At 43.9% G+C, this 26657-nt stretch carries 21 protein-coding genes; 12 read left to right on the plus strand and 9 right to left on the minus strand.

Going from position 1 to position 26657, the window contains the following annotated elements:
* Nucleotides 1-813: 813 nt before the first annotated feature.
* Together gyrA and JZ784_RS08390 are read left to right on the plus strand one after the other, a co-directional pair.
* Nucleotides 814-3795 carry a DNA gyrase subunit A gene (gene gyrA, locus JZ784_RS08385; protein ID WP_346314530.1) on the plus strand — a complete coding sequence of 994 codons (2982 nt, stop codon included), beginning with the start codon at nucleotides 814-816 and terminating at the stop codon, nucleotides 3793-3795.
* Between the two features lie 74 nt (nucleotides 3796-3869).
* Nucleotides 3870-4307 (plus strand): DUF5065 family protein, encoded by a 438-nt coding sequence (locus JZ784_RS08390; protein ID WP_130147015.1) that lies wholly within the window; start codon nucleotides 3870-3872, stop codon nucleotides 4305-4307.
* 49 nt (nucleotides 4308-4356) lie between these two features.
* On the opposite strand, the gene JZ784_RS08395 is transcribed toward JZ784_RS08390, so the two are convergent.
* From JZ784_RS08395 to JZ784_RS08420, 6 genes are all read right to left on the minus strand, one after another.
* Entirely contained in the window at nucleotides 4357-5520 is a 1164-nt protein-coding gene (locus tag JZ784_RS08395) for a type I restriction endonuclease (RefSeq protein ID WP_346314531.1), read from the minus strand.
* A 158-nt stretch (nucleotides 5521-5678) separates the two neighbouring features.
* Nucleotides 5679-6974 (minus strand): glutamate/aspartate:proton symporter GltP, encoded by a 1296-nt coding sequence (gltP, locus tag JZ784_RS08400; RefSeq protein ID WP_005008605.1) that lies wholly within the window; start codon nucleotides 6972-6974, stop codon nucleotides 5679-5681.
* A 258-nt stretch (nucleotides 6975-7232) separates the two neighbouring features.
* A complete protein-coding gene (locus JZ784_RS08405; protein WP_346314532.1) occupies nucleotides 7233-8330 on the minus strand; it encodes an ABC transporter permease in 1098 nt (365 codons plus the stop codon).
* Complete coding sequence (locus tag JZ784_RS08410; RefSeq protein WP_346314533.1) at nucleotides 8327-9457, minus strand: ABC transporter permease; 1131 nt, start codon at nucleotides 9455-9457, stop codon at nucleotides 8327-8329. Before JZ784_RS08410 ends, JZ784_RS08405 begins: the two co-directional genes overlap by 4 nt.
* Nucleotides 9458-9459: 2 nt before the next feature.
* Nucleotides 9460-10641, minus strand: a complete 1182-nt coding sequence (locus JZ784_RS08415) for an efflux RND transporter periplasmic adaptor subunit (protein WP_346314534.1) — start codon at nucleotides 10639-10641, stop codon at nucleotides 9460-9462.
* An 18-nt stretch (nucleotides 10642-10659) separates the two neighbouring features.
* Nucleotides 10660-12180, minus strand: a complete 1521-nt coding sequence (locus JZ784_RS08420; RefSeq protein WP_346314535.1) for a TolC family protein — start codon at nucleotides 12178-12180, stop codon at nucleotides 10660-10662.
* 158 nt (nucleotides 12181-12338) lie between these two features.
* On the opposite strand from JZ784_RS08420, the gene JZ784_RS08425 reads away from it, so the two are divergent.
* Together JZ784_RS08425 and serC are read left to right on the plus strand one after the other, a co-directional pair.
* The gene (locus JZ784_RS08425; protein WP_346314536.1) at nucleotides 12339-13001 is read left to right on the plus strand and encodes a hypothetical protein; all 663 of its coding nucleotides are present in this window, start codon (nucleotides 12339-12341) and stop codon (nucleotides 12999-13001) included.
* 119 nt (nucleotides 13002-13120) lie between these two features.
* Nucleotides 13121-14200 (plus strand): 3-phosphoserine/phosphohydroxythreonine transaminase, encoded by a 1080-nt coding sequence (gene serC / locus JZ784_RS08430; protein WP_346314537.1) that lies wholly within the window; start codon nucleotides 13121-13123, stop codon nucleotides 14198-14200.
* Nucleotides 14201-14803: 603 nt separating this feature from the next.
* Here serC and JZ784_RS08435 read toward each other — a convergent pair.
* A complete protein-coding gene (locus JZ784_RS08435; RefSeq protein ID WP_346314538.1) occupies nucleotides 14804-15736 on the minus strand; it encodes a hypothetical protein in 933 nt (310 codons plus the stop codon).
* Between the two features lie 422 nt (nucleotides 15737-16158).
* Between JZ784_RS08435 and JZ784_RS08440 the strand changes: the two genes are divergently transcribed.
* The 3 genes from JZ784_RS08440 (at nucleotide 16159) to JZ784_RS08450 (ending at nucleotide 18601) form a co-directional block, all read left to right on the plus strand.
* Entirely contained in the window at nucleotides 16159-16947 is a 789-nt protein-coding gene (locus tag JZ784_RS08440) for a hypothetical protein (RefSeq protein ID WP_346314539.1), read from the plus strand.
* Nucleotides 16948-17194: 247 nt separating this feature from the next.
* Nucleotides 17195-17674, plus strand: coding sequence for a YaiI/YqxD family protein (locus tag JZ784_RS08445; protein ID WP_346314540.1), 480 nt, complete (start codon nucleotides 17195-17197; stop codon nucleotides 17672-17674).
* A gap of 18 nt (nucleotides 17675-17692) precedes the next feature.
* Nucleotides 17693-18601, plus strand: a complete 909-nt coding sequence (locus JZ784_RS08450) for an EamA family transporter (protein WP_346314541.1) — start codon at nucleotides 17693-17695, stop codon at nucleotides 18599-18601.
* 4 nt (nucleotides 18602-18605) lie between these two features.
* Here JZ784_RS08450 and JZ784_RS08455 read toward each other — a convergent pair whose 3' ends face one another.
* Nucleotides 18606-19175, minus strand: coding sequence for a PilZ domain-containing protein (locus JZ784_RS08455; RefSeq protein ID WP_005008630.1), 570 nt, complete (start codon nucleotides 19173-19175; stop codon nucleotides 18606-18608).
* Nucleotides 19176-19200: 25 nt separating this feature from the next.
* On the opposite strand from JZ784_RS08455, the gene JZ784_RS08460 reads away from it, so the two are divergent.
* The 3 genes from JZ784_RS08460 to JZ784_RS08470 all read left to right on the plus strand — a co-directional run bounded on the left by JZ784_RS08460 (nucleotide 19201) and on the right by JZ784_RS08470 (nucleotide 23654).
* Nucleotides 19201-20436 carry a lipoprotein-releasing ABC transporter permease subunit gene (locus tag JZ784_RS08460; protein WP_130147036.1) on the plus strand — a complete coding sequence of 412 codons (1236 nt, stop codon included), beginning with the start codon at nucleotides 19201-19203 and terminating at the stop codon, nucleotides 20434-20436.
* Nucleotides 20429-21115: a lipoprotein-releasing ABC transporter ATP-binding protein LolD gene (lolD, locus tag JZ784_RS08465; RefSeq protein WP_346314542.1), complete on the plus strand. Its 687-nt coding sequence runs from the start codon at nucleotides 20429-20431 to the stop codon at nucleotides 21113-21115. Before JZ784_RS08460 ends, lolD begins: the two co-directional genes overlap by 8 nt.
* An 85-nt stretch (nucleotides 21116-21200) precedes the next feature.
* Nucleotides 21201-23654 (plus strand): DNA internalization-related competence protein ComEC/Rec2, encoded by a 2454-nt coding sequence (locus tag JZ784_RS08470; RefSeq protein WP_346314543.1) that lies wholly within the window; start codon nucleotides 21201-21203, stop codon nucleotides 23652-23654.
* Here the strand turns inward: JZ784_RS08470 and JZ784_RS08475 are convergent.
* Nucleotides 23651-24652, minus strand: coding sequence for a lysophospholipid acyltransferase family protein (locus tag JZ784_RS08475; RefSeq protein ID WP_346314544.1), 1002 nt, complete (start codon nucleotides 24650-24652; stop codon nucleotides 23651-23653). The two genes, JZ784_RS08470 and JZ784_RS08475, sit on opposite strands and share 4 nt — an antisense overlap.
* A gap of 127 nt (nucleotides 24653-24779) precedes the next feature.
* Between JZ784_RS08475 and sppA the strand changes: the two genes are divergently transcribed.
* Together sppA and JZ784_RS08485 are read left to right on the plus strand one after the other, a co-directional pair.
* Entirely contained in the window at nucleotides 24780-25823 is a 1044-nt protein-coding gene (gene sppA / locus JZ784_RS08480; protein WP_346314545.1) for a signal peptide peptidase SppA, read from the plus strand.
* Complete coding sequence (locus tag JZ784_RS08485; RefSeq protein ID WP_346314546.1) at nucleotides 25820-26629, plus strand: alpha/beta hydrolase; 810 nt, start codon at nucleotides 25820-25822, stop codon at nucleotides 26627-26629. Before sppA ends, JZ784_RS08485 begins: the two co-directional genes overlap by 4 nt.
* Nucleotides 26630-26657: the final 28 nt, after the last annotated feature.

Below are 26657 nucleotides of genomic sequence, written 5' to 3' on the forward strand. Positions count from 1 at the left end.
ATATGTGTAAAGAACGCTCCTTTTGGAGCGTTTTTTTATGATGTTTGAGATAAAAACGAGATAATGACGAGACCATGTGTTAAATGCATGATTAAGAGGCTGTAGCTTATTTTCTGAAAGCAAATTTCACATTTCCATGTTGGGAAATCTAAGTTCCAATCATTATTCATAAACATAATATTATCAGTAACTTTCCATGCGATGTAATGAAGGCCATGCTGAAAAATTTTGTCTAGATTCAAATCAGGCTGTAATTTTATTAATGAATATTTGAGTTTGTCCTTAATGTGGGATTCGAGTTCTAAGGATTTAATTTTTGTGGTATGGCACGTAAAGTTTTCTATTTGAAGATCAGGGAAATTATCATGCACTTGATCATATAAGAAATTTAAATAATTCGGTATAACGACGTCTTTGATATATGCTTTACAAATTTTTTTATGCTTAATTTTAATTGGGAAAATTTCTTGATGATATGTGTCTGAAAAAGGTTCATTTGTAAACATTCGCCCAACTCCAAAAAGCATATGGTCATTCATGCTGTTAAGCTTTTTGAAATTTTTTTTGGAAACACGGTAGTTATAGTTTTTGGACATATTTTCTAAATTGTTGGAAAAAGCATTCTACGTATAATATATGAAAAGAAAGAAAATTAGTTAAATAAGCGACCTTAAAAAACTCACAGGAAGAGGCTGTTCATGCTATAATTTACGGCTGTATTTTACATTTTGACTCATGCTTTTGAGTGAAATTTTAGCTGGATTTACGACATATAAATGCGGGTCATTTTTACCTGTATAATAAGGAGTATGCATGAGCGTATCGGAAATTAGACCGATTGCCATTGAGGATGAACTCAAAAGTTCATATCTCGATTATGCGATGAGCGTAATTGTATCGCGTGCATTGCCGGATGTGCGGGATGGTCTAAAACCTGTTCACCGCCGTGTGCTTTTCGCAATGCACGAGCTGGGCAATGACTACAACAAAGCGTACAAAAAATCTGCCCGTGTAGTCGGTGACGTGATCGGTAAATATCACCCGCATGGTGACTCCGCCGTTTATGAAACCATCGTCCGTATGGCGCAGGATTTCAGCTTGCGCTATCAATTGGTTGATGGTCAGGGCAACTTCGGTTCGGTCGACGGCGACAGCGCTGCGGCGATGCGTTATACCGAAGTCCGTATGCGCAAGTTAACCCATGAACTATTGGCTGATCTTGAAAAAGATACAGTTGAATGGGAAGACAACTACGACGGTTCTGAGCGTATTCCGCAAGTCATGCCAACCCGTGTGCCGAACTTGCTGATTAACGGTGTAACCGGTATTGCTGTCGGTATGGCGACCAATATGGCGCCGCACAACATGACTGAAGTTGTGAACGCTTGTTTGGCCTATGCCAATAATCCGCAAATCAGCATTGAAGGATTGATGGAGCACATCTCTGGTCCAGACTTTCCTACAGGCGGCATTATTTACGGCAAATCAGGCATTGTAGACGCTTACCGGACAGGGAAGGGGCGCTTGCATATCCGCGGTAAATATCATATCGAAGAAGACCAGAAAACTGGCCGCGGTACAATCGTATTTACAGAAATTCCTTATCAAGTTAACAAAGCAAAAACCATTGAGCGTATTGCGGAGTTAGTGAAAGAGAAAAAACTGGAAGGTATTTCTGAGCTTCGTGACGAATCAGATAAAGACGGCATGCGTATCGCCATCGATTTGAAGCGCGGTGAAAACGCCGAAGTGATCGTCAATAATCTATTTTTAAATACTCAGCTGGAAAACTCTTTCAGCATCAATATGGTCTGCCTGGACAACGGCCAGCCAAAATTGATGAACCTGAAAGATATTATCGCGGCCTTTGTCCGTCACCGCCAAGAAGTGGTTACGCGCCGCACCATGTTCGAATTGCGCAAAGCGCGCGAACGCGGCCATATCTTAGAAGGTTTGACGGTTGCTTTAGCCAATATTGATGCCATTATTGAAACCATCAAAACGTCTGCGAACCCTAGTGAAGCGCGTGAGCGTTTACAGGCAGGTGAGTGGGCTGCGGGCGGTGTTGTTGCTTTGCTGGAAAAAGCAGGTTCAATTTCAATCCGTCCAGATGAAATTGAAGGGGAAGATCTAAGCCGTCCATTCGGACTGGCAGGCAATGTCTACCGTTTGTCTCCAGCGCAAGTTGGCGCAATTTTAGAATTGCGCTTACACCGTTTAACGGGCCTTGAACAAGATAAACTGCATGCTGAATATACTGAAATTTTAGGTCAAATTGCTGAATATACAGCAATTTTAAATGACTTTAATTTGTTGATGAATGTGATTAAAGAAGAACTTGCATTGATTCTGCAGCAGTATGGCGATGCGCGCCGTACCGAAATTGTAGAGTCGCGCATTGACTTCTCGCGTGAAGATTTGATTCCAGAAGAGCAGGTTGTGCTCACTGTTTCTCAAACAGGATATGCAAAAACCCAGCCGCTTTCTGACTATGCGGCGCAGCGCCGCGGCGGCCGCGGCAAGTCTGCGACCTCAATGAAAGCGGATGATTACATTCAGCATTTGATTGTGACATCAAACCATGCAACGGTATTGTGCTTTACCAATGTCGGTAAAGTTTACCGCCTGAAAGTATTTGAAGTGCCGCAAGCTTCACGCGGTTCAAAAGGCCGTCCGATGGTGAACCTGCTGCCGCTGGATGCTGATGAAACCATCACAGCAATCTTGCCGGTGATTGATGCGCCGAAGAAATTCAAAGAGCGTCTTGCTGACTTCCGCAGTTTCGTGAAAGCGAATGCTGAAAGACTGAAAGCAAATGAAATCGTCAATGCGCATTATGACGCGCTGGAAGCGGCGTTTGCAGAACTGGCTGATGGCGATGACCTTTCTGATGCATTGCGCAAACAGCTGAAAGAGCTGGGTATCGAGCTTTCTACGACTGATTTGGACGATGAAATTGTCGCTGAATTTGCAGAACTTGCAGAAAACTTGCGTAAAAACTTCTATGTCTTTATGGCGACAGAAGCGGGTACGATCAAGCGTGTTGAACTTGAACAGTTCTCGAATGTCCGTTCCAACGGCTTACGCGCAATTGAGCTGAATGATGAAGACACCTTGATTGGTGTAGCCATCACTGACGGCGAACAGCAAATCATGCTGTTCTCGAACGAAGGCAAGGCGATCCGTTTTGCTGAAACAGATGTTCGCGCAATGGGCCGTTCTGCGAAAGGCGTGCGCGGCATGCGTGTCACTATCGGTGCAGCGCAAGCGGAAGATGCAGAAGATGCAGATACGGATTCGGATGATGACGTGGCAGATTCTGCATTTGTCAGCCGCATCGTTTCTTTGGTGGTAGTGCCTGAAACAGGCGAAGTGCTTTGCGCATCTGCTAACGGTTACGGTAAGCGTACGCCAGTCGATGACTTCCCAACCAAAAAACGCGGCGGTAAGGGCGTTATTGCAATTAAGACCTCTGAGCGTAATGGCGAGCTGGTCGGCGCAGTTGCCATTGATGCGTCTAAAGAGTTGATGCTGATTTCCGACGGCGGTACTTTGGTTCGTACCCGTGCGTCAGAAGTTGCGCAAACTGGCCGTAATGCTCAAGGTGTGCGTTTAATCCGTCTAGGTGAAAATGAAACACTGGTTGGCGTAGAGGCGATTGAAGCTGTGGAAGAAGATGATGAACTGCTGGATGATGCATCTTTAGCTACATCCGCTGAATCGACGGCAGATGATGAAATCATTGCTGAAAATACAGAAAATGAATCTGATTTGAATGAGCCTGAAGAAGACTGATTTTAAATCAATAAAAAGGGCGCTTCGGCGTCCTTTTTTCTATGTCGGCCCTAGATAGATGGATGAGAATGATGATGAAGCTTCAATATGCTGTATTGGCGTCTGCGCTGGCTTTAGGCGGCTGTGAGAAATTGGGTCAGCAAGCGATGAATGCGATTCCTGACCCGAGCGCAGCACAGGCTCAGGCGGCCCAAGCTGCCTATGATGACTTGCGTGCACAAAATTTTAGCCAGCTGATGACGCGTTTAGAGCCGGAACTGCAGGCGAGGTTCAGCGGCAATGAAAAAGAAATGCATAAATTTGCGCGCGGATTGCCAAAGGAAAACTATAAAACAAAAAAAATTGTCGCGAAAAACATAGTCAAGGCAACCAATCAGCCCAGCAAATATACGGTGACGTATGAATATGCATATGACAAAAATTTAGTGCAGTATGATGTCAGTTTTGACAAGGCAGGCGGCAGCGCAAAAATTCGTGATTTAAGCGTGTCTGTCTTTGGCGAGAAGATTTAAAGCGTGAATTAGCGCAAAATAAAAAGGACGCCGAGGCGTCCTTTTTATTTTAAATATTGCGTTTAAAGTGGTCATCATTCAGACAATATTCCAAAGCATCATTCAATATTCCAACAGTTCTATAGATATGCTCAGGTTTATCTAAAAAGATGACGCCATTCGCCTGCACTTCAAGGCCCGCTCGGGTGAGTTCTAAATGGCGTATCTCATTTATTGGGACAATAAACTGAATGGTCGGACGCTTGCGGTTTACATCATATCTAAACAGCCAGCGGTTATTTTTATTTTGGTATAAGACAGAAAAATAGCTTTCGGTATCTTTCGCTGTTAATTCATGTTCAGGCAATAGCTCTTGAACAACCTGATACAGGATCTGCTCATGTACTGTCGTGACAATTTTGCTGTTATCCGCATGAATGATATCTGCAGCGGCGGGCTGTGCAGGGGGTTGATCATCATTATGGCTGGCTGTTATTTCAACGGGCTGTGCGGTGATAATCGTTGGCGCTGAAAGGCCTTTTACTACAGTATCGCTGATCGCTTGCTCTACAGCCTGTTTAACAAAAGGCTGAATGCTTTCTAGAAATTTAGTATTCAATTGCCGAGGGATGTTTGCTTGTTGCGCTACATAGCGGACAAAATCTAAATCGGCTTCATTGATACTGCGTTTAATTACGGTTTTAAATTGCTGAATATATTGATTCTCTTCAGCGAAAAAGCGCAATTTTTCAGCATGGAAATTATCATGCTTGAACTCTGCCAATTGCGTCAGTTCTTCTGCATTGTGTTTGGTAAAATCAATGGTCAGAAATGGTTTTTCATCCATAACATTGGTATTGATCAGATCGGTAAAAAAACGCCACTCTTTGCCATTTGTGATTGCGCCAATAGTGACGCCGAGGCTGCTGTTAAAATATCTTGAAAGCTGAGGCGCATGATTGGTTAAGTTGGCGGCAAATGGTTTGGCCTCAATAAACATAACAGGCTGGCCGTTGCAGTACAAAGCGTAATCCACTCTTTCTGCTGACTTGGCTCCAGGGAAATCTGCAGAAAATTCAGCAAGCACTTTGGTTGGATCGTAAGGGTTAAATCCTAGAATATCCAGCAAAGGTAAAATAAGCGCTTGTTTCGTTGTTTCTTCAGTGGTGCAGTGTGCTCCAACGCGTTTTACATGCTCTATATGGTCTTTTAATTTGTTGATAAAGTGTTCCATAAAACGTCCCCTGCTTTTATAAGTATTTGTATGATTTTTAATCAATATAGCTGTTTTTTCTTAGATGTTAAATATGCTTTCATGGGCGTTTCTCATTATTTTTTCTGTATAAAATATAAAAAAGGACGCCGAGGCGTCCTTTTTATATGCAGTCAATTTTAGAGTGTGTTGTGCAGCTTAGGATCGTAGTTCTTTTGCTTTTCGTAATCGAACTCACCTTCCCATTTACTGATCACAAGAACAGCCAATGCATTGCCGATTACGTTCAGAACAGTACGCGCCATATCTAAGATACGGTCAATACCGGCAATGAATGCAAGGCCTTCGAGCGGAATGCCGACACTGCCCAGCGTTGCTAACAGCACGACGAAAGACACGCCAGGAACGCCAGCGATGCCTTTAGAGGTAATCATGAGTGTCAGGACAAGAATGACCTGCTGGCCCAGGCTTAAATCAATGCCGTACAGCTGCGCAATGAAGATTGCAGCGATACTTTGATACAGTGTTGACCCATCCAAATTGAATGAATAGCCGATTGGAATCACGAAGCTGGTAATCGGTTTTGGCGCACCGTAAGCTTCCATTTTTTCCATAATGCGCGGCAGTACTGTCTCTGAACTGGCAGTTGAATAAGCTAAGATCAATTCATCTTTTAAGATTTTAATAATCGCCCAAATGCTGAAACCGCAAATTTTGGCAACAAATCCTAAAACGACAAAAATAAAGAAGAAAATAGCGCCATATACCAATAATGCAAGCTTGACTAAAGGCAGCAATGAACTGAAGCCAAAGTTCGCGACAGTCGCAGCGATTAAGCCGAATACGCCTAAAGGCGCAAACATCATAATCATGTGAGTGACTTTGAACATGGTTTCAGAAACGGCATGCAAAACACTGATCAGCGGCTGTTTGGTTTCTTTTGATAAAGAGCCTAAGCCAATACCAAACAGCACCGAGAAGAAAATAATCGGCAGCATTTGCCCGCTGGTTAAAGCAGCAAAGAAGTTTGGCGGAATCAAAGATAATACAGTTTGCACCAATCCATGTGAATGCGAACTGACTTCATGGGATGTTTCCTGATATTTGGAAATATCCACTTGGGTCAGGGTCGACATGTCAATGCCAGCGCCGGGCTGGAACACATTGGCTGCAACTAAACCGACAATAATTGCAATAGTGGTAATGATTTCAAAATACAAAATGGTTTTGAAACCCAGTTTACCCACATTGGAACCATGACTTGCATTGGCAATGCCTAAAATCAGCATTGAAACTACAAGCGGGATTACAATCATTTTAATAAGGTTAATAAAAATTGAACCCAGCGGGGTCAATAAATTATTTACTAAGGCATCACGGTATTCAGGAGAATAGTGGAGAATAGAGCCTAAAAGTATACCTAAAATGAGTGCAATTACGATTTGCCATGCAAGGCTCATCTTAATTTTTTTCATACTCAGCTCTGAAAAAACTAAATTAGGGACAAAAAAAATCTGCATGAACTCTTGCGCTGCATCCAAAAAATGGCGCTGCAAAGGCAAGAGAAATTTTGGCAGATTGGGTTAAGTCTATTTTGAAGTTTTTATGAAAAATGAGCTAACTATTTTTATGATGTTGCTGTTGATTGGTGTTTTTTCTTTCAGTTTTATTTAATAATCCGATCTAGATAATAAAATTAAGTTATGCAATGAATAAAAATGATTAATAATTGACTAGTTTGGCTTAAGTTTTAATCTATAGTAAGACCAGCAGAGGCAAACGCCGGCAAAGGCACTTAAATAGATTAATTTAGGTACAACAATGCTGGTCGGCACACCCATTTGGTTCAGCTGGATAAACATTTGAATGCCTTGGGTAGAAGGCAAAAAATTGCCCAGCCACTGCATCCACAAAGGCATTGCTGCGTGCGGCCAAGCCGTGCCAGAGAGCAAAAATAGCGGAATTGAGGTGAATACAATCAGATGCCCAGCCCGTTCAGGCATGTCTAAAAAAGAGGCCAGCAGCATAGCAAGGCCAATGATGCAGCCAATAAATACCGGTACCGCGATCAGCATGCCCATAAAATTTCCGCCGCGCGGATAATCGTACAGCCAGAAGGTAAAGCCGAACAGATAGAAGCAGCCCAAACAGCCAATCGTAAGTATGGCCGCGAAAATTGCCCAAAATTCAGCTGCAGCCGGTTTCCATTGATACTGTTCACGGTAACTTGCCAGCAGCATGCACAGTCCCAGTACAATGGTCTGGTGAATAATCAGCGGCGCAACTGCAGGGAAAATATAACTGCCATAGCCAGACAAGGTGTTGAATAGCGGTATTTGATGAATGGACAGCGCAGGAGAGAAATGCGAAATATTGCCAAACTTTTCTGCTTGTTCCGCCAGCGCATTTTCAATAGATGTAGCGAGGCCAAGGCCAATTTGTTTGGTTTTTAGAAAATTCGCAGCGCTGAGATATAAGCCGACTCCGCCCACTTCGCCATGGCGGATGCTGTTGGATAAATTGTCAGGCAAAAGCAAAATGCCATCCGCCTGCTGGCGCTGAACCATTTGTTCAGCTTCTAAAAAGTTAGCCGTTACGGCCTTAATCTTTACATTTGGACTGTTAGAGACTTGTCCAATAATTGCGGATGTCATTGCACTTTGTTCTTCATCGACAATCACAATCGGCAAAGCCTGCGCTTGCTGCGCCTGATAAGCTGTAGGATAAAAAAAGCTGTACATAAAGACCGACAGAATCAGCGTGGTCAAGATAGATGAATTGGCAGCAATGTTCTTAAAGGTTTGAATATAGTAATGGAAAAACTGTTTCATGACAGAATCTCCTTGGCGCATTTTTTCAAGAAGACATAAGCCAGTGCAAAATACAGCACGCTATATACCATTAGCAGGGCAAAAGGCTGCAAGGAAGATGACAGCGGGCTGCCAATCACCCATTGTTCGGTTTGCAGTTTGGCATAAGGCGTGTAGGGGATAATATGCGCCCAAAACTGGGTGAACATCGGGGCATTATTGAGGGGCAGGGTCACGCCTGCAAAGCTGAGCGATGAACCGCCGTAGACGGCAATCACGCCAAAGGTTTTCGACAGGTTTTTTGTGGCCAGCACAATTGCGCTGCTGATAAAGGCATAGGCGCTGTACAGTAAAATCTGAGCGAGCAGAATCAGCCATAAATGGCCTGCGACAAACCAGCCGCGGATGCCAATCAGCCAAATCATCCACAGCCATGTCCAAATGCTAAAAATTAAAATATAGACCAAATTTTTGGACAGCAATGCACTGAACAGCGTTTGCCCATGCAGCCATTGCTGTGCGGTGTTAAATTTCAGTTCCTGCCCAACAGAAAAAGCCACGCAGCAGCAGAGCAGCAAATGCAAAATGGCTGGAATCATGTAGGGTTCTAAATAGAACTCATAATTCAGCCCGGGGTTATATAGCGGAGAAACTTTGACGTTCGGTGTTGGCACATCTAAATAAGGTAGGGTATTTTCAAAGTAATTCTGACCCATAAAATTAGCCATGGCCTGCAGCGTTCCCAGCAGCATGGCAGATGAAATGGTATTGCCCACACTAAAATAGCTTTGATTATAGGCAATGCTGATTTCAGCATCTTTGGCTTGCACCAAGCGCTGTTCTGCACCCGCTGGAATGTGCACATAGCCCCAAATTTTATTTTGATTCAGCTGCTGCTCGACTTCAGTTTGACTGTCACTGATGAGCGCAATTTTAACAGCACTGCTCAGGGCTAAATGATGCTCAATGCTGCGGCTTAAATTGCTGCGGTCTTGATCAATAATGGCAATCGGCAAATGTTCAGGCTTGCCTTGAGCAAACATGCTGCTGAACAGCACGACAATAAATAAAGGCGCAAGGGTGACTAAGCACAAGTCCCATTTGTGCTTAAGTAAATACTGCAATTCACGCCAAACGCCTGCCCGCATATTTATTGCGCCTCTTTCACTTTAAATAATACGCTCATGCCGACTTTTAAATCCGGCATGGCCTGTACAGGCGCAAGATGCACTTTAAAGCTGCGGATGTCATAACCGCCGGTTTGGCGGGTGGTTTTAATGGTGGCGAAATCACCTTCAGCATCAATATATTTAATTTTAAATTCAGCCGTTTGGCCCAAGGCAGGAATATAGCCGCGCATGGTTTTGGCTTTATATACAGACTGATATTGATCTTCACGGACATTCAGGCTGACGTGCAGATCATCATCTTGAATAATGCTGACCACAGGAACAGCCATGGCAACCAGCTCTGAGGGTTTGCCGTAGGTTTTAGATACCGTTCCATTGATCGGCGACAATAATTTAGTTTCAGCCTCTAAAGCATTTGCTTCAGCCACAGCGGCTTTGGCAATGCTGACCTGCGCATCTGCAGAAGATTTTTGCTCTGGCGTGCTGCCGCGTTTGGCGCGGGCATACTGCTGATACGCAGCCTCTGCTAATTCAGCCGCGGAAATAGAAGCGGCGTGCATTTCATCTCTGCGCTGACGTGAAATAACGCCTTCTTGAAACAGTTTGGCGCCGCGCTGATAGGTGGTTTGCGCTAAGTTCTGCTGCGCTTTCATACTTTGCCAGTTGGCATACAGCGTGGCAATGTTTTCTTCCTGTGAACCGCGGTCTGCCGTTGACTGCAACGCTAAAGCAGACTGCAGTACTGCAAGCGCCTGCTGTTTCTTCGCATCAACTTCTGGGCTGAACAGGCTCACCAGTTCTTGGCCTTTAACGACTTTTTGACCATCATGCACATACATTTCTTCAATGCGGCTCGGCACTTTGGTGGAGACATGAATGGTTTCGGCTTCCACCCGGCCTTGCAATTCGACTTCTTTGGGCTGATAGCTTTTCCATAAGCCAAAAGCAATTAATCCAAGCAGCAGAATCAATACCATGCAGACGGCGATTTTAACGGCTGCAGATTTTTTAGGATTTTGCGGCGCAACGGCGGACTGCTCCGTCTGCTGATGCTCAGAATCATCTTTGGGAGCCGTTAAGTTTTTTTCATGATTGGCATTCGCGCTTTCAGATACAGAGGAGTTTGTCTGAGCATCATGATTGGACTGCTCAGGTGAAATAGGCTTCTCTTCAGATTCAGGTGAGTTTTGATCTTGATTCATAGGATTCCCCATCTGAAATTAGCGGACATAGCGTGTATTGGGCTGATTGATATAGCCCTGGAACTGTTCAATCGAACCGTGGCTTTGCAGTAAAGCTGCCAGTGACATGACATATTTATAAGCATTTAGCGCTGTTTCTGTTTTCAAACCGCTGAGTATATTCTGCGCATCAATCACTTGTGTTGCCGTACCCATATCTTCTCTAAAAGACAATTCCTGAATGCGTAAATTTTCTTGGGCGGCTTTTACGTTTTGCTGCAGCAATTGGTCACTTTGCTGTGCAGTGACCACTTCGCTATAAGATTTATAAATAATGTTCTCAATTTCTTGCTTGGCGCGCTCAGTGATTAGCTCTGAAGCATAACGCTGCAACTCGGCTGCCTGCACATTTTTGTTTTTATCGATGCCTGAGAATAAGTTGTAGCGGGCTGCCACACCGACAATCCAGTTTTGCTTATCGTCCAGGCTATATTCGCCAAAAGCAAAGACACTGGGCTTTTTAGCGGCGTTTTGCACTTTGACATTGGCTTTGGCCAGCCGCGTATCCATCTGCATTTTCTGAATGAGTGAAGACTGTTCAGGAAAACTTTTCAATAGGCTGTTTAAAGCCAAGTTTTGTGTCGAATTGACAAACAGCGGAGTGCTCAGGTCAGTAATTTGGCTGCTTTGCAGTAAGTTATTCAGCTGAAATAAACTGGCTTTATAGCCGGCTTGCGTATTTTGATGGGCGCGTTCGGCATTATTACGCGCGACTTCAAACTGCATGCGCTGGCCTTTGCTGATAAAGCCTTGCTGTTCCAGCTTGAGCGCATTGCTGTAATGTTTTTGCATGGACTGCAAATTAAATTGACTGCTGGCCTGCAGCTGTTTTTGCAATTGCGCATTAAAATAAGCCTGTATGAGTTCAAAGCGCTGCACATCCTGCTGCTGTTTGGTGTTGAGCAGACTGCGCTGGGCTTTAATATTAGCGACTTCTTTAGCGCTGGAAGTCAGCCCGCCTGTATATAAAGGCATCATAATGGATACGGTTGGGCGGATCACCTGATCATTTAATGCCACTTGATATTCATCTGGAATTAAGCCGACACCATCATGGATGGTTTGGTTTAAACCTTCTTTCAGCGGGTCGGCTAAACCGCCGAGATTCGGGTTAGAATTTTGCCATTCATCAATTTTGCTGTTGACGCCATTTGACAGCGACTGCTCTAAATTGTTTTTGATGGCCCCTAATGGGATATCCAATTCATTATGAAAGGCATAAGCGCGCACGTTTAAATCGACCCGCGGCAGCCCAAGGCCTTTGACTGCCTCTGCTTCCAGCTGTGATGCCTGCTGCAATGCCTGATTGGCTTTGGTGCTGTAAGAGTCTTGCAGTACGTTTTGCTCAGCCTGTTGAAAGCTGATGCTTTGGGCAAGGCAAAGCGAACTGAACAGTAATGAAACCGTAAAAATTGAACTTTTCACTATAGCGCTGGTTATATTGTTCGCTTGATTTTGTTGTTGTTCAGATCTGCATAAACTTGATGAATGCTGTAACATCAAATAGATTCTCCGTATCGTCAAACCCAGTATAAAGCAACCGTTCAGCGATATGCTTCTTATACAGCTGTTCATTTTTTTGAAATTGTTATCAGGATGTAATAAATCAGAATAATCGGCTATATTATATTCACATCATCATGTTTAATAAATATAAGATGGATTTACAAGTCAAAGCGCCAAATAATTTTTCAGATTCATATACCTTAAATGAAGCGATTGCGCTGTTTTATCAAAAAAATGGCTTTGGCCCAATTGTGGGTGACCGTGAGCCTTTGACGGTAGGTGTATATACAGGCTGTTTAATTGTGCCAATGCCCAATATTGGCGTGCGCCATAAATATTTAAAATATCACGATATGCACCATATTTTGACGGGCTATACGGTTGGGCGGATTGGCGAAGGCGAGGTCAGCGCTTGGGAGCTGGGCACAGGCTCAATGTTCCGCCATCCAATTTTAGGCGTGATGAATTTGATTGCGCTGTCTACAGGCTTTTTCTTAAAGCCGAAACGGATTGTGCACGCTTATGGCCGCGGGCTGATGAGCTCAAATACCTATGATTTAAAAACACGGCAATGGATTGATGCAAATGGTGATGCGCCTTTATCTCAGTTAAAGCAGCAAAAGCTAGAAAGCAAAAAATCCGTTTTTATGCCTTGGCTGCGCTGGGTTGAGTTTGCTTTTTATTTAAGCGTAGCCATGCTGATTCACGCCATTGTGGTAATTCCCGCGTTAATTTTAAGAATCGTCAGCTATTTGCTGGCAGGTGAGCCCTTTATTGAAATTATCAAACCTGCAAAAAGATCAGATCTTTATTGAAGATTTAGCTTTAAATGTCCGACAGCATTGAAATATTTTCAGGATAAATTACTGCAAGCACCGTCTATCTGTGGTTAAATGCCATCATTTTATTGTGTCTCACTCTGAAAGGAAAAATCATGCGCGCGTACAACTTCTGTGCTGGTCCTGCTGCATTACCTACTGCCGTTTTAGAAAAAGCCCAAGCTGAAATGCTGGATTGGCATGGCAAAGGTCTTTCCATTATGGAAATGAGCCACCGCAGCAAAGATTATGTTGCAGTTGCAGAAAAGGCAGAGGCGGATTTACGCAAACTCATGAACATTCCTGAGAATTATAAAGTGCTGTTTCTGCAAGGCGGCGCATCTTTGCAATTCTCTGCAATTCCGCTCAATTTGCTGGGCAAAAACAGCAAAGCGGATTATATCCATACCGGTATTTGGTCTGAAAAAGCGACCAAGGAAGCGCAGCGCTATGGCGACATTAATGTCATTGAAGCGGGCACAACCGTAGATGGAAAAATGGCGATTTCTGATCAAAGCACGTGGAACTTATCTGACGATGCCGCTTATGTGCATTATGCAGATAATGAAACCATTGGCGGTATTCAGTTTGCAAATATCCCGGAAACAGATAAGCCTTTGGTTGCAGACTTCTCATCAAGCATTTTATCTGCGCCTTTAGATGTGTCTAAATTCGGCTTGATCTATGCGGGCGCGCAAAAAAATATCGGCCCTGCAGGTTTAACAATTGTAATCGTTCGTGACGATCTATTGGATCAGGCAAAACCTGAAATTCCAAGCATCTTAAAATACGCTGCGCAAGCCAAAAATGATTCGATGGTGAACACACCGTCTACATATGCATGGTACCTGTCTGGTTTGGTCTTTGAATGGCTGCTTGAACAGGGCGGTGTAGACGCCATTTATAAAGCGAATTTGGCAAAAGCCGAATTGCTATATGGCTATATCGATTCAAGCGATTTTTATGCGAACCCGATTGCAAAAGCTAACCGCTCAATCATGAACGTGCCATTTACGTTAGCAAATCCTGAGCTTGAGAAGCAATTCTTGCAAGAAGCGGAAGAAAATCATTTGCTGAACCTTGCGGGACACCGTTCTGTTGGCGGCATGCGTGCAAGTATTTACAATGCAGTGCCTTTAGAAGGTGTGCAGGCGCTGGTGAATTTCATGGATGGCTTTGCGAAACGCAATGCATAATCCTTGAAGAAAAAAAGCCCATCGAAAGATGGGCTTTTTTGTATCTGCTGAATTAAAGGATAAAAGCGTGGAGTAAATATGCACAGATCATCATGCCTAAAACAAAAAATAGGCAGGCCATAGGCTCGACATGATATCGAGAAATCAGGCTGTGTCCGGCTTGCTGTATGTTTTCTTCTTGCACGATTTTCATAGATATTTATTGTCCGATCTATTTATCGTTAAATCCTATTTCTAATTTTTATTTTTACCATAAAATTTTGATTAAATAAAGTACTATCTTGATTAAAATTGCTAAACCGCTTGATTTATTTTAAAAGATGGGTGAGAAGCATAAAAAATTACATATTTTCAGTCAGATAAAATTTAATTAAGGATTTAAAATTTTCATAATTGAATATTAAATAATCATGCAAAAGGATTAATTTTGAATTTATAAATGTGGATAAGTGCATTTAAGTTTGAATTTAAAATGCTGACTTTTGATTATTAATTGTGGATAAAATTTTGGCTGATTATCAATTATGTAATGAAATTGGCTATCAGCTAAAATAAAAAAAGCCCAAGTCTGATTTGTACAGAAAGAGGCTTTTTGAATTTAAATTAAGCAGATTTTGTGTAGATATTTGCCTGAATCCAAATGTTGCCGCGAATGAACTGGCCAACCTCATAATCTTTGTAAGCTGGGTCTTTTGTGGCAATGCGGATCAGCACGGCGGGCTGGTTTTCTTCGTGAATTAAAGTGACATCGTAAAGCGTATAGTCCTGATCCATAAACTGCATGGATGACTTGCCGACAACATTGCCTTGGAACCAGGCTTCATCTTCCTGGCCCATGTTTTCGCCGTACAGGTAAGCCACCATTTTCGAAAAATCGACAGTGACAGGGGCTTTATCATCTTCAGACTGAGGTTCCCAAGCTTCAATCTGTTCCTGCAGGTTCGCAGGCGCCACACCATTATTGGCGGCTAAAATATCGTTTAAAGCGCGGTGGTGTTTGATTGAGGCCGGGTCATCGACAACTAACTGCTCATGTTCGGCAACGGCTTCTAACTCATAGGCCCAGCCATTCAGCTGCACCAAATAGTCCTGACCCTTTTCGTATTGGCTGTGGTTAACGCTGTACAGGCTGTCAAAGGCATATACCGAAGTGTCGGCGCCTAAATTTAAGCACAGTACGGCTTGAATATTGGACTTGCAGGTAATAATCCGGTCAATGCTGGCCTTGAATTTATATGGGCTGTCGAAGCACGGAAATGCAGTTTTTACCGCTTTGGGTTTGTTGTTTTCAACTTCAATCACTTGAGTCAGCTGCACTGACGCTTTACTGGGGCCCTGAATCAGCCAGGTGCCAGTGTCCATATCGCATTCTGCAGCGCATAAGCCCATTGGCATCACTGGAGCATCCAGAGCTTGACCGAGCCATTGAGGAACATCGGTACACGGTTGTTCTGTTAATAAATTCCAGTGTTCAATGTGGCTACCGAAGTTCTGATCTTCAATAGTGATCATTTCTGGTCTGTTCTGATTTTTCATAAGCACGATTGATGTTGGGTTGTATTTATGTATTAAATCGAGGGTTATTTGAAATTTTCAAGTCTTGGGCGCTAAATATTCCGTATTCAGCCGTTATTTTCAGTCTAGACCATGTCAAAACGGCTGCATAGAAGTGAATGCTCAAGATGCTGATGTGCAAAATCAATAACGGCTCGGACATCTATACTTATTTCATCTGGACATTTTTCTGCTTTAGCGTTCAATGAGATTGCATCAAGTCGTGGAACATGAAAAATCATCAAAAAAGTCAAGATTGGCAGGTTTGGGCTTTTCGTTACATGATAAGTGATTGAAAAATATTTAATAAATTTAAGAATTTCGCATAAGCTGTATTATGTTGATTTTAGAGAAATTAAACTGATTCAAATTTTAAAAATAAACTCTATTAAAGAGAAAAAATAATGCAACAAAGAATAGTGGTCTCTTTATGTTTTGTTTTTCTTATAGGATGTACACCTAAAGAAAAACCATATATTCCTCAAGAGGGGGAAATAGTGACATGGAAACAAAATCCACAACTTATTGTAAAAGCTAAACTTGGACCACGCCGAAAACATATACCAGATCAATTTGATTATGAGTTTTATAGACCCGCTCGAGAACATTATTTAGGGCAATTTCCCATAAATTATGTTCCTGAAAAATTTCCAGTAATTACGCAAGAAGAAGCAGATAGTTTGCCGATGCCTGATTCGAATCGACAATTACAGTTTGATTTAAAATTAAGTAATTTAGATTTTCAAGCAAAAGATGGTTATTTACCTGATCATGATGATCAAGTGAGAGTTCGGATTGAAGGTCTTACCATGGATATGCGAAAGCAAAATTTAGATACCTATAAGACATTTTTACAACGAAAAGAATTTTTTAAAGAAAATTCAAAATTTGAAAAATATGGTTTGACCTGTTACAAAAAAAAAGTAGCTGATAATTTCTATGGTTGTTATGGAAAATCCAAAAAATATGATGTTACAGGTATTTTATTAGATGTAATTGCTTTAGAAAATACGGCAGATAATCGATTTATTCAAATTCGAGGAGAAAGTTATGAGCCCAATAAATATGGCGGTATCTGGGTTCAATGGGAAATGAACTTGAGTAATTGGGATAGATGGCAAGAAATAGATAGTGCAATTTGGCGCTTATTAGGCACATGGAACTCTGCTCCACCATCTCAAGAAAGTAACTGATTTTAGTTACATTTAACATAATCGCGATTATACGAATTCGCTTTGATAGAACCTAATTAAAGTGCCTAAGTTCGATAGGAATTTTTGTTCATTTATGTGTGGGACTGAGTGTCCATTAAAATAAGAATACGCAGCTGATGCATTGAGCTTTCTCAATTTTTGAGAAAACTGTACACAAAATAGAGCAATTTCACGTATTTCTGTCACGTAGATTTGTTAAAATGAAGTTCATACTTTTGCACTGGAAATGATTGTGCTGCCATTTAAACTTTGGGTCGATGCGGATGCGTTGCCTAAAATTTTGCGTGAAGTAATTATTCGTGCTTCGGACCGTTATCAGCTTGAAGTGACCTTTGTCGCGAACCAAAATGTCGGCATTACGCCATCTGTGCGCATCAACTCAATTCAGGTCATGAGCGGTGCAGATGCGGCCGATCAAGAAATTATCAACCGGATGAAAGAGCATGACATCGTCATGACGCAAGATATTCCGCTGGCGGCGCAAGTGATTGAAAAGGGCGGTATTGCAATTCATCCGCGCGGTGAGGTGTATACCACTGCCAATGTTAAAGCGCGCCTGCATTTGCGCGATTTTATGGACAGCCTGCGCGGCGCAGGAGTTCAAACGGGCGGGCCGCCGCCTATTTCAGAGCGGGATAAGCGTGAATTTTCAAGTAGTCTCGATCAAACCATTCAGAAGCAAAAGCGTAAAACAGCTCAACATTAAGGAACAAACAAGGCCATCATGCCCTCAAAACTCAACTTAATGTCGACTTATGCCTTGCTGGTCTTTATCTGGTCTACGACGCCACTCGCTATTGTTTGGAGTGTGGCTGATCTGCACAGCTTATGGGCCCTCGCATTGCGCTTTTTTATTGCTCTGCCTTTAGCCGCAATGCTGATGCTGATCCTGCACACGAGACTGCCTTTGAATGCGCTGTCAATTCACAGCTATGTGGCGGGCGCATGCAGTTTCATCGGCTCGCAAATTTTCACCTATTTGGCGACGGCCTATCTCAGTTCAGGCATTATTGCTTTAATGTTCGGCCTTGCGCCGATTATTACCGGATTGATCGGTTTTTTTGTGTTCAAAATCCGCCTCCGGCGCATGCAATGGCTGGGTATGCTAATTGCTGTTGGCGGGCTGGGGATTATTTGCATTGGCGGCAGTGAGCATCATGTACAGCCCATCGGCATTGCGTTGATGCTGCTGAGCGTATTCATTTATTGCGCTTCAATTTTTTGGGTGAAAAAGGTGAATGCGCCGCTTGAGCCGATGGCGCAGGCGACTGGTTCAATACTGGTATCTGCGCTATTTGCACTATGCCTGCTGCCGTTTATCTGGTCTTATGCGCCAACAGCAATGCCGGGCGCCAGATCGCTGTTTGGATTGGCGTATGCGGTAGTCATGGCGTCGCTGGTGGCGATGTTCTGCTATTTTAAATTGGTGAAAAATGTTCAGGCGACCACACTGTCTTTAACCACAGTCCTGACGCCGATGATTGCGATGCTGGTTGGCGCGCTGCTGAATGATGAAAAAATCACCATGATGGTGTTTGTGGGAGCCGCTGTGCTGCTGACGGGCCTGTTTGTATATTTTTATCAGGATTTTAAGGCGAGCAGAGCACTCGCCCAAAAAATTAAGGCTGAATAAAGCTTCAGTCCTTATGCTGGGTTAAAGAGACGCATTCTGAGAGCTTGACGCGGTCTTGCGGATGCAGGGTAATAAAATAAGCCCCTGTGCGGTACTTACCATTTTCTTCATGGCGGCTGTAAACCACTTGCGCAGTCGCGGCGATATGAAAGAAATTTTCGGGATGGCTGAGCGTGAGGTGCAGGTAAGTGCCTTCTTGTATGGGATGCTCACTGAAAAAGCTTAAGCCGGTCTCTGAAAAATTCACATGTTCTGGAATAGGTAACATGCTTTGTACAATTGCATCATACAAAGATCCCGTAATCAGGTTTAACTTTTGATTAAATAAGGATAATATTCGAGCAATTTGTTGATCTTTCTCAGCTAATTGTTCTAATTCGTAGTTAAGCGCGTGATCAAATTGATCTAATTCTGCAAGTAGTAGAAAATAGCGCGGCAAGACAAAATTAGGATCGTAAGGATCATTCAGCGCTACATCATCAGAAATGATCTGATAATTGATCCTCAAGGCAGCATCGATGCGTGACATAACGCGGCGTTCCGTGTTTCCGCTTTGATGCTGTAAATTTTCCATAATTATTACCTCGGACTAGATGGTTATGTTTAAACCAATCTCGCTGTATATAGGGTTGAGATACACTCGCGCACGGCGCAGTAACCACTTTATTTCTTTTATTGCTCTGGTTTCGATGATCGGCCTTACCCTAGGTGTAGCTGTACTCATTACCGTGTTATCCGTGATGAATGGTTTTGACCGAGAACTGAAAAACCGCGTCTTGGGAATGATACCTCAAGCCACTGTTTCTTCAACACAAATTTTAACAAATTGGCCGGAACTTGCAAAGAAAATTGAGCATCATGAGCATGTGCAAGGCGTAGCGCCGTTTACGCAGCTTCAGGGCATGCTGACAGCGCAAGGCCAGGTCTCTGGGGTAATGGTCACGGGGATAGAACCGGAGTACGAAAAAAAGGTTTCGATTATTCAAGACCATATGGTTGAAGGCAGTATTGATAATCTGAAAAAAGGCGAATTCGGCATTGTGCTGGGCAAGCAATTGACAGATGCATTAGGCCTAGGCTTGAATGACAGCATCACTTTGGTTTTACCGGAAGCGACACCGTCACCTGCGGGTGTTGTGCCGCGCTTTAAGCGCTTTAAAATTGTCGGCATTTTTAGTATTGGCGCTGAAGTCGATTCAATGATGGGTTATATTGCCCTGAATGATGCTTCGACTTTGCTTCGCCTGCCGGATGGCGCGCAAGGCATCCGCATGAAGCTGGATGATATTTTTGCAGCGCCGCAGGTGTCTCAGGAAATTGTCCGCGACTTGCCCGCCAATTTTTATGCATCCGACTGGACTTATACGCACGGCAATCTGTTCAGTGCGATTCAGATGGAAAAAGCGATGGTCAGCCTATTGCTGTTCCTGATTGTTTTGGTGGCGGCATTTAATATTGTATCTTCGCTGGTGATGGTGGTGACTGATAAAAAATCGGATATTGCAATTTTACGGACATTGGGCGCATCGCCTGCAACCATTACCCGAATCTTTATGGTGCAGGGTACCGTGATTGGCGTGATTGGCACGGTCTCTGGCGCTATCTTAGGCATTATCGCCGCATCCAGCATCAGCAGCGTGGTGGGCTGGCTCAACACGAGCCTAGGCTTGAATATGTTTGATGCTTATTTTATTAACTATTTGCCCTCTTATTTGCGCTGGCAGGATGTGCTGATTATTGTGACCTTGTCACTCGGCTTAAGTTTTATTGCAACGATTTATCCTGCTTTCCGCGCAGCGAAAATTCAGCCAGCGGAGGCATTGCGTTATGAGTAATGTAATTTTAGATGCGCAAAATATTACTAAATCCTTTACCGATGGCAAATCTTCTGTTGATGTGATCCGCGGTTTATCACTGCAAGTCAAGGCGGGCGAGTTTGTCTCGATCGTCGGTTCCAGCGGCTCAGGCAAAAGCACCTTGTTGCACGTATTGGGCGGTTTAGATTTACCGACTTCAGGTCAAGTGCTGATTAATGGTCAGCGTTTTGATACTTTGGGTGAAGCAGAACGCGGCTATATTCGTAATGAACATCTCGGCTTTGTGTATCAATTTCACCATTTGTTGCCAGAATTCAGCGCGCTGGAAAATGTGGCCATGCCGCTGATGCTGCGCAAAGGCGCGGCGTATAAAGACGTGAAAAAGCAGGCCGAATATTTGCTTGAACGCGTAGGCTTATCTCACCGTTTAACGCATAAGCCAGGGGAGCTTTCCGGCGGCGAGCGCCAGCGCGTGGCTTTAGCCCGCGCATTGGTGACAAAGCCGAAGTTAATGATGGCGGATGAGCCTACAGGCAATTTAGACCGCAAAACAGCGGTGAAAATTTTTGAGCTGCTGACCGAGCTGCGTAAAGAATTCAACATGGCGATGCTGATTGTCACCCATGATGAATACTTAGCGCAGTCGGCAGATGCTGTTCTGCATATGCAAGATGGCCTGTGGGTTGAAAAAGCCTAATTCATTTGAACTTTACGCTATAGATTGAAGCCCGCCTCGGCGGGCTTTATTATTGCGCGCAATAAAGCAAAAAATAGAATAAAAAATGCTGCAATGGTTTTGCCTGGGCTGGATTTTGGGCGTTTCCTGTATGGGCGCAATGTGGCTCAGTCCTCAGGTGAGTTTTTGGACTGCGGTCAGCGCTGCCGCTATCTGGCTGATCGTGCAGCGCATGATGCATTCGTTCATTCAGATTCAAAGCCTATTACTCAAAATTTTGAATATCAGCCTGAGTGTACTGCTGGCTGCATACTTAGGATTTGGCTATGCCAATAGCCAATTAGATCAGCGCCTTATGCAAGTGGAGCATGAGCCGGAATCCAGAGAGTTGCTTGTTTATATAGAACGTTTAAACGAGCTGAGTGATCGAAGCGTCCAGCAAAAAGTTTCTGTGCTGCACTCGAATGGCTCAGTAAACGCTAAGCTGCCGCTGCAATATTTGGCCTATATTCCATTGGCGAATCTGCATTCAGCGCAGCAGGAGCTGCAATTAGGACATTATTACCGATTGCGCGGTGAGCTGAGGCCAGCGCAGAGTTATGCCAGCGCGGGGGCATTTGATCAGGAAAAATGGTATCTGCAGCAAAATATTGCTTCAGGATTCCGCGTTAAACAGATTGAGCCCCTGACCGAGCAGCAGATGTATGCCCTGGGTTATGCAGGCCATATTAGACAGCATCAGCGCTGGGTTTATCAATTTCCGCTCTGGATAGAACAGCAGCGCTTGAATTTCAGGGGATTCATTCAGCATCAGCCTTTGGGGCATAAAGGCTTGATGCTGGCTTTACTTACCGGCGATGAAAGCCTGCTCAGCAAAGAAACAAAAATGCAGTTTCAGCGTTTTGGCATGAGTCACTTGCTGGCGATTTCAGGCCCGCATGTGGTGATTTTTGCCATGATGGTCAGCTGGCTGCTGCAGCGCCTAATTGCGCGCTATAGGCCGCAGCTGTATTTAATGATGCCCAGACAGCATCTGCTGATTTTACCATTTTTAAGCTGCGTCTTTATGTATTGTCTGTTTGCCGGGTTTGAAATTCTAGCAGTGCGGACACTCATGATGTGCTGTTTAGGCAGCATGCTTTTGCTGCTGAAGCAAAAAATACAGCCGCTGAAATTACCGCTGCTGAGTAGTTCTTTGCTATTGCTGATGGATCCATTCAGCATTTTATCTGCAGCGTTTTGGCTGTCCTATGGCGCATGCTTTATCTTATTGCGCATTTATCAGACGCTGCAGCAACAGCAGTCCCAGCTTCAGCGGCAAACCGGCTGGAGGGCGAGGGCAATTTTATCATTGCGGTTATTGGCCGAATCGCAATGGAAAATCTTTCTAGCATTAGTCCCGCTGATGGTTCTATTTTTTAAGCAGGTTTCATGGATTACTCCGCTCAGCAATATCGCGGCGATTCCTTGGCTTGGATTGATCGTTGTGCCTTTAGATATCGCGGCGGCGCTGAGCTATTATATTTCCGAGCGCATGGCGTCGCTGCTGTTTTTGCTGAACGATCAATGCCTGGCCGTGCTGCTGGCTTTTTTAGACGGGCTGGACGCTTTATTTCAGCCAGCGCTGATGCCAGTGGCTATGAGCGGAAATATGGTCTGGCTTTTGGCGCTGAGCCTGCTGATTCTGTTTCTGCCCAGAGGGGTTTTGCCAAAGAGCTGGGCAGTTTTAGGCCTGCTGGCTTTGGTATTGAAAAGTCTGATGCCGCATCCTTTCGAGCTGAATGTTTTAGATGTCGGGCAAGGGCAGGCGATTTTTATCAGAGATCAGCATCATACGATGATGGTCGATATGGGAGGCAATCCTGATGAGGAAAAATTCAGTATCGGCAAGCAAATTATTTTGCCATTTCTTTCAGTGAATGCAGTCAGTGAATTGGATCAGCTGGTATTGACCCATCTGGATCAGGATCATAGCGGCGGCTACTTTTCAATTCAGCATGATTTGCCGATCCATCAGCTGACGTCCAGTGAGCGTCCAGAGATGCCGGCTCAAACCTCATTTGATTACTGCTATCAAGGACAGCGCTGGCAGTGGAATGATCAGCTCAGCATAGAGGTGCTTTCGCCAGTAAAGCCTCAGCTGGGCATGGCCGGGCGGAGTAAAAATGAAAACTCTTGTGTGCTGTATGTGCAGCTGAAGAATGCTGCGCCGTACCGGAGCTTTTTATTGATGGGGGATGCGGGCTGGGAAACGGAATTTCAGCTGATGCAGCAGTATCCAAATTTAAAAGCAGATGTGTTGATCTTAGGCCATCATGGCAGCCGCAACAGTTCAGCTTATGGGTTTTTAAAAGCGCTGCAGCCGAAATTAGCCATTGCATCAGCAGGAAAATTTAACCGTTATGGGCATCCAAGCGCATTAACGCAAGCGCGGCTGTCGCAGCTGAATATTCCGCTGCTGACGACGAGCCAGCAGGGAAACATTCAATTTCTGCAGCAGGATGGAAAAATTCATCTTCATTTTGCAAGGGATCAATGGAAGTGGCTGCGCAGGGATTAGTTGGCCGCTGGGGCAGAAGTGTTTCCTGTGAAATCTGCAGCCGCCATGTTTTTTTCTGCCGCTGTTTCATTTCGGATTTTTTGCGCCAGGGCTACAGCCTCATGCATGGGCAGATGGTAAATGGAATCCGTGGCAGGACTGGCTTTAAAGCGTTTATAGCTCCAGTGATAATGTTCTGGATACTTTCGGATTAAGTCCTCTAAAGCTGTAAAAATAACCCTTGAGCCATCGTTCGCTGTACCTTGATAGATGGCTTCATCGATGGGTTCGATATACATGTCAAAGCCATCATTTGCGTTGCGCAGGGCATATAGAAAAAGCGCTTTGGCTTTGGTTTTCTGAATCAGTTTGGCGCTTAAGTTGCTGGTGGCTAAGGGCAAGCCAAAATAAGGAATCATTTCACCGCCAGCATTTGGCGTATGGTCTGGCAAAATAACCGTAGTGCCGCCTTGCTTGAGCGCCTTAAAAATCTGCCGAACACCTGATTCATCCGTTGGCACTAAATGGGCCTGCTCGCGGCTGCGCGCATCGCGGACAAAGGCATCAGCGGTTGGATTTTTTACAGGCTTATACATGATGGTCATTTGAGTGTACTGGGCAAACCATGCATTCATGATTTCCCAAGTGCCAAAGTGAGGCACAATCAAGACCAGGCCTTTATTTTCAGCCAAAGCGTCATGAAAATACTGTTCACCGTAAACCTGGTGAATACGGGAAAGATTTTTTTGATTGCTGGATCCCCAAATGCTGAAAAACTCAAAATAGGAAAGTAATTCATTGCGGATGGCCTGAGCCGTAATTTGTTCACGCTGCTGCTCACTGAGTTCTGGCAATGCCAACTGCAGATTCAATCGAATGGTTTCTGATGTTTTTGAAATGTTTAAAGCATTGACTAAACCTGCAAGCGCTTTTGCAATAAAACGAGAAAATTGAATAGGTTGACGGCTGATAAATTTCAATAGTCGATACGTTGTATTCTGCGGATTCTGTTCGGTCATTGCGTGTAATCAATAATGCAAAAAGAAAATAGTGAATTTATTATAGGATAAAATACTATGTTTAGACAGTTTAGGTACTTTCAGTGTATATAATGAGGTACTTCTTAACTGTTTTATTGGATTTTTTATGTCCGATTGGCCACCAAAACCTGAAAACGAAACACAAAATACGCAACAGAATAGTCAACTGCCAATAGGCAACCAGCAGCCAACCGGCAATGAATGGAAACTGCTTGAAAAAGTGGTTTTAGCCTCGGTTGTAGAGCAGCGCCGCGCCCGCCGCTGGGGAATTTTCTTTAAGTTTTTAACTTTTGCCTACATTTTATTTATCTTGGTTGCTTTAGGGAAAAGCTGCAGTACAGCATCGACAGATGATGTAGGATCAATTGGCTCGCACATTGCTGTGGTCGATATAGTGGGGACAATTGCTGCAGATAAGCAAAGCGTCAACAGCACCAATACCATCCGTTCTTTGAAAAAAGCATTTGAAAATAAGCAAAGCAAAGCAGTAGTGCTGAATATTAATTCACCAGGCGGTTCGCCTGTTCAGTCAGATGAAATCTGGCAAGAAATTCAGTATCTGAAAAAACAGCATACGGATAAAAAAATCTATGCAGTGATTGGTGATACAGGCGCTTCGGGTGCATATTATATTGCATCTGCAGCAGATGAAATCATTGTCAATCCATCAAGCTTAGTGGGTTCAATTGGCGTGATCATGCCGAATTACGGTGTGAATGGCTTAATGCAAAAATTAGGCGTTGAAGACCGCACCATGACGTCGGGGGAAAACAAAGCGATTTTATCCATGACGCAGCCAGTAGATCCTGTGCAAAAAGCGCATGTTCAGGGCGTACTGGATAATGTGCATGATCATTTTATCAATGCTGTAAAACAAGGCCGCGGCAAAAAGCTGAAATCCAATGATCCGGCGATTTTCTCCGGTTTGTTCTGGACTGGCGAGCAAGCGGTTAAACTGGGTATTGCAGACCGTGTCGGCAGTTTAAATACCTTAAAGCGTGAACTGAAAACTGATAAAGCAGTGAACTACACAATTGAATACAGCCCATTTGATTCTGTTCTTGGCCGTATGGGGTCTTCAATCGGTCAAGGTTTTGCTTCATCACTTTCACAGCAAGTTCAGTCTGAAAGTCAAACAAAATTGCAATGAAACGATTAATTCACTTTGCGCACGCCAATGGCGTGCCATCAAAAGTTTATCAAAAGCTGTTTGATCTGCTGAGCGATGAATACGATGTTATTTATGTGCCTTTGCTCGGGCCAGACAAGCGCTATCCGATTGATAATCACTGGGCCAGCCTGACGCAGCAGGTGATTGACAGCATTGTGCGGCAAGCCAATGGCAGAAAAGTCATCGGCCTTGGGCATTCGCTAGGCGCAGTGCTGAGTTTTCAGGCGGCTTTAGCGCGTCCTGAATTGTTTGAGCAGGTGATTATGCTGGACCCGCCGTTGATTATGGGGAAAGAGTCTTTGGCATTGCATATTGCGAAGACGCTTAAACTGAAAGCAGTGGATCAGATGTCTCCAGCATCTTTGTCATTGCGGCGCCGTGACCATTGGGAAAGCCGTGAACAGGCGGCAGAATTGCTGCGTGCAAAAGGTTTTTATCAGTATTTTGATGCGGACTGTTTCCAAGCGTATATTGATCATGCATTAATGGATGATCGAGTGCGCGGCGGGGTAGAGCTGACGATTTCTAAAATGGATGAAGTCAAGATCTTTAGAACCAACCCTTCTTTGTGGTGGCTTCCGCAGCCTAAACCTGCGGTGCCTGCGTATTATGTGGCGGCGGAAAATGGTCCATTTATTGGGCATGGCTTTCCGCAAATGGTGAAAAAGAAATTTGGCATACCGTACACTGTTGCTCAGGGTAGTCATATGTTCCCATTGGAACAGCCAGCAGAAACTGTGAAGTTGATCAAAGACTTAATCAAACTTAATAATGTTCAATCTTAAGTTTTTAAAAATCGTTATGTTAAAAAAG

The sequence above is a fragment of the Acinetobacter sp. CWB-B33 genome, from assembly GCF_039655955.1.
Taxonomy (GTDB): Bacteria; Pseudomonadota; Gammaproteobacteria; order Pseudomonadales; family Moraxellaceae; genus Acinetobacter; species Acinetobacter bouvetii.

Coding starts and splice junctions, on each gene's coding strand:
- lolD (WP_346314542.1), top strand. CDS start 20,429: ATGAGTAATGTAATTTTAGATGCGCAAAATATTACTAAATCCTTTACC.
- JZ784_RS08450 (WP_346314541.1), top strand. CDS start 17,693: ATGCCCTCAAAACTCAACTTAATGTCGACTTATGCCTTGCTGGTCTTT.
- JZ784_RS08395 (WP_346314531.1), bottom strand. CDS start 5,520: ATGGAACACTTTATCAACAAATTAAAAGACCATATAGAGCATGTAAAA.
- serC (WP_346314537.1), top strand. CDS start 13,121: ATGCGCGCGTACAACTTCTGTGCTGGTCCTGCTGCATTACCTACTGCC.
- JZ784_RS08445 (WP_346314540.1), top strand. CDS start 17,195: ATGATTGTGCTGCCATTTAAACTTTGGGTCGATGCGGATGCGTTGCCT.
- JZ784_RS08435 (WP_346314538.1), bottom strand. CDS start 15,736: ATGAAAAATCAGAACAGACCAGAAATGATCACTATTGAAGATCAGAAC.
- gltP (WP_005008605.1), bottom strand. CDS start 6,974: ATGAAAAAAATTAAGATGAGCCTTGCATGGCAAATCGTAATTGCACTC.
- JZ784_RS08410 (WP_346314533.1), bottom strand. CDS start 9,457: ATGCGGGCAGGCGTTTGGCGTGAATTGCAGTATTTACTTAAGCACAAA.
- JZ784_RS08455 (WP_005008630.1), bottom strand. CDS start 19,175: ATGGAAAATTTACAGCATCAAAGCGGAAACACGGAACGCCGCGTTATG.
- JZ784_RS08460 (WP_130147036.1), top strand. CDS start 19,201: ATGTTTAAACCAATCTCGCTGTATATAGGGTTGAGATACACTCGCGCA.
- JZ784_RS08415 (WP_346314534.1), bottom strand. CDS start 10,641: ATGAATCAAGATCAAAACTCACCTGAATCTGAAGAGAAGCCTATTTCA.
- JZ784_RS08420 (WP_346314535.1), bottom strand. CDS start 12,180: ATGTTACAGCATTCATCAAGTTTATGCAGATCTGAACAACAACAAAAT.
- JZ784_RS08390 (WP_130147015.1), top strand. CDS start 3,870: ATGAAGCTTCAATATGCTGTATTGGCGTCTGCGCTGGCTTTAGGCGGC.
- gyrA (WP_346314530.1), top strand. CDS start 814: ATGAGCGTATCGGAAATTAGACCGATTGCCATTGAGGATGAACTCAAA.
- JZ784_RS08485 (WP_346314546.1), top strand. CDS start 25,820: ATGAAACGATTAATTCACTTTGCGCACGCCAATGGCGTGCCATCAAAA.
- JZ784_RS08405 (WP_346314532.1), bottom strand. CDS start 8,330: ATGAAACAGTTTTTCCATTACTATATTCAAACCTTTAAGAACATTGCT.
- sppA (WP_346314545.1), top strand. CDS start 24,780: ATGTCCGATTGGCCACCAAAACCTGAAAACGAAACACAAAATACGCAA.
- JZ784_RS08425 (WP_346314536.1), top strand. CDS start 12,339: ATGGATTTACAAGTCAAAGCGCCAAATAATTTTTCAGATTCATATACC.
- JZ784_RS08475 (WP_346314544.1), bottom strand. CDS start 24,652: ATGACCGAACAGAATCCGCAGAATACAACGTATCGACTATTGAAATTT.
- JZ784_RS08470 (WP_346314543.1), top strand. CDS start 21,201: ATGCTGCAATGGTTTTGCCTGGGCTGGATTTTGGGCGTTTCCTGTATG.
- JZ784_RS08440 (WP_346314539.1), top strand. CDS start 16,159: ATGCAACAAAGAATAGTGGTCTCTTTATGTTTTGTTTTTCTTATAGGA.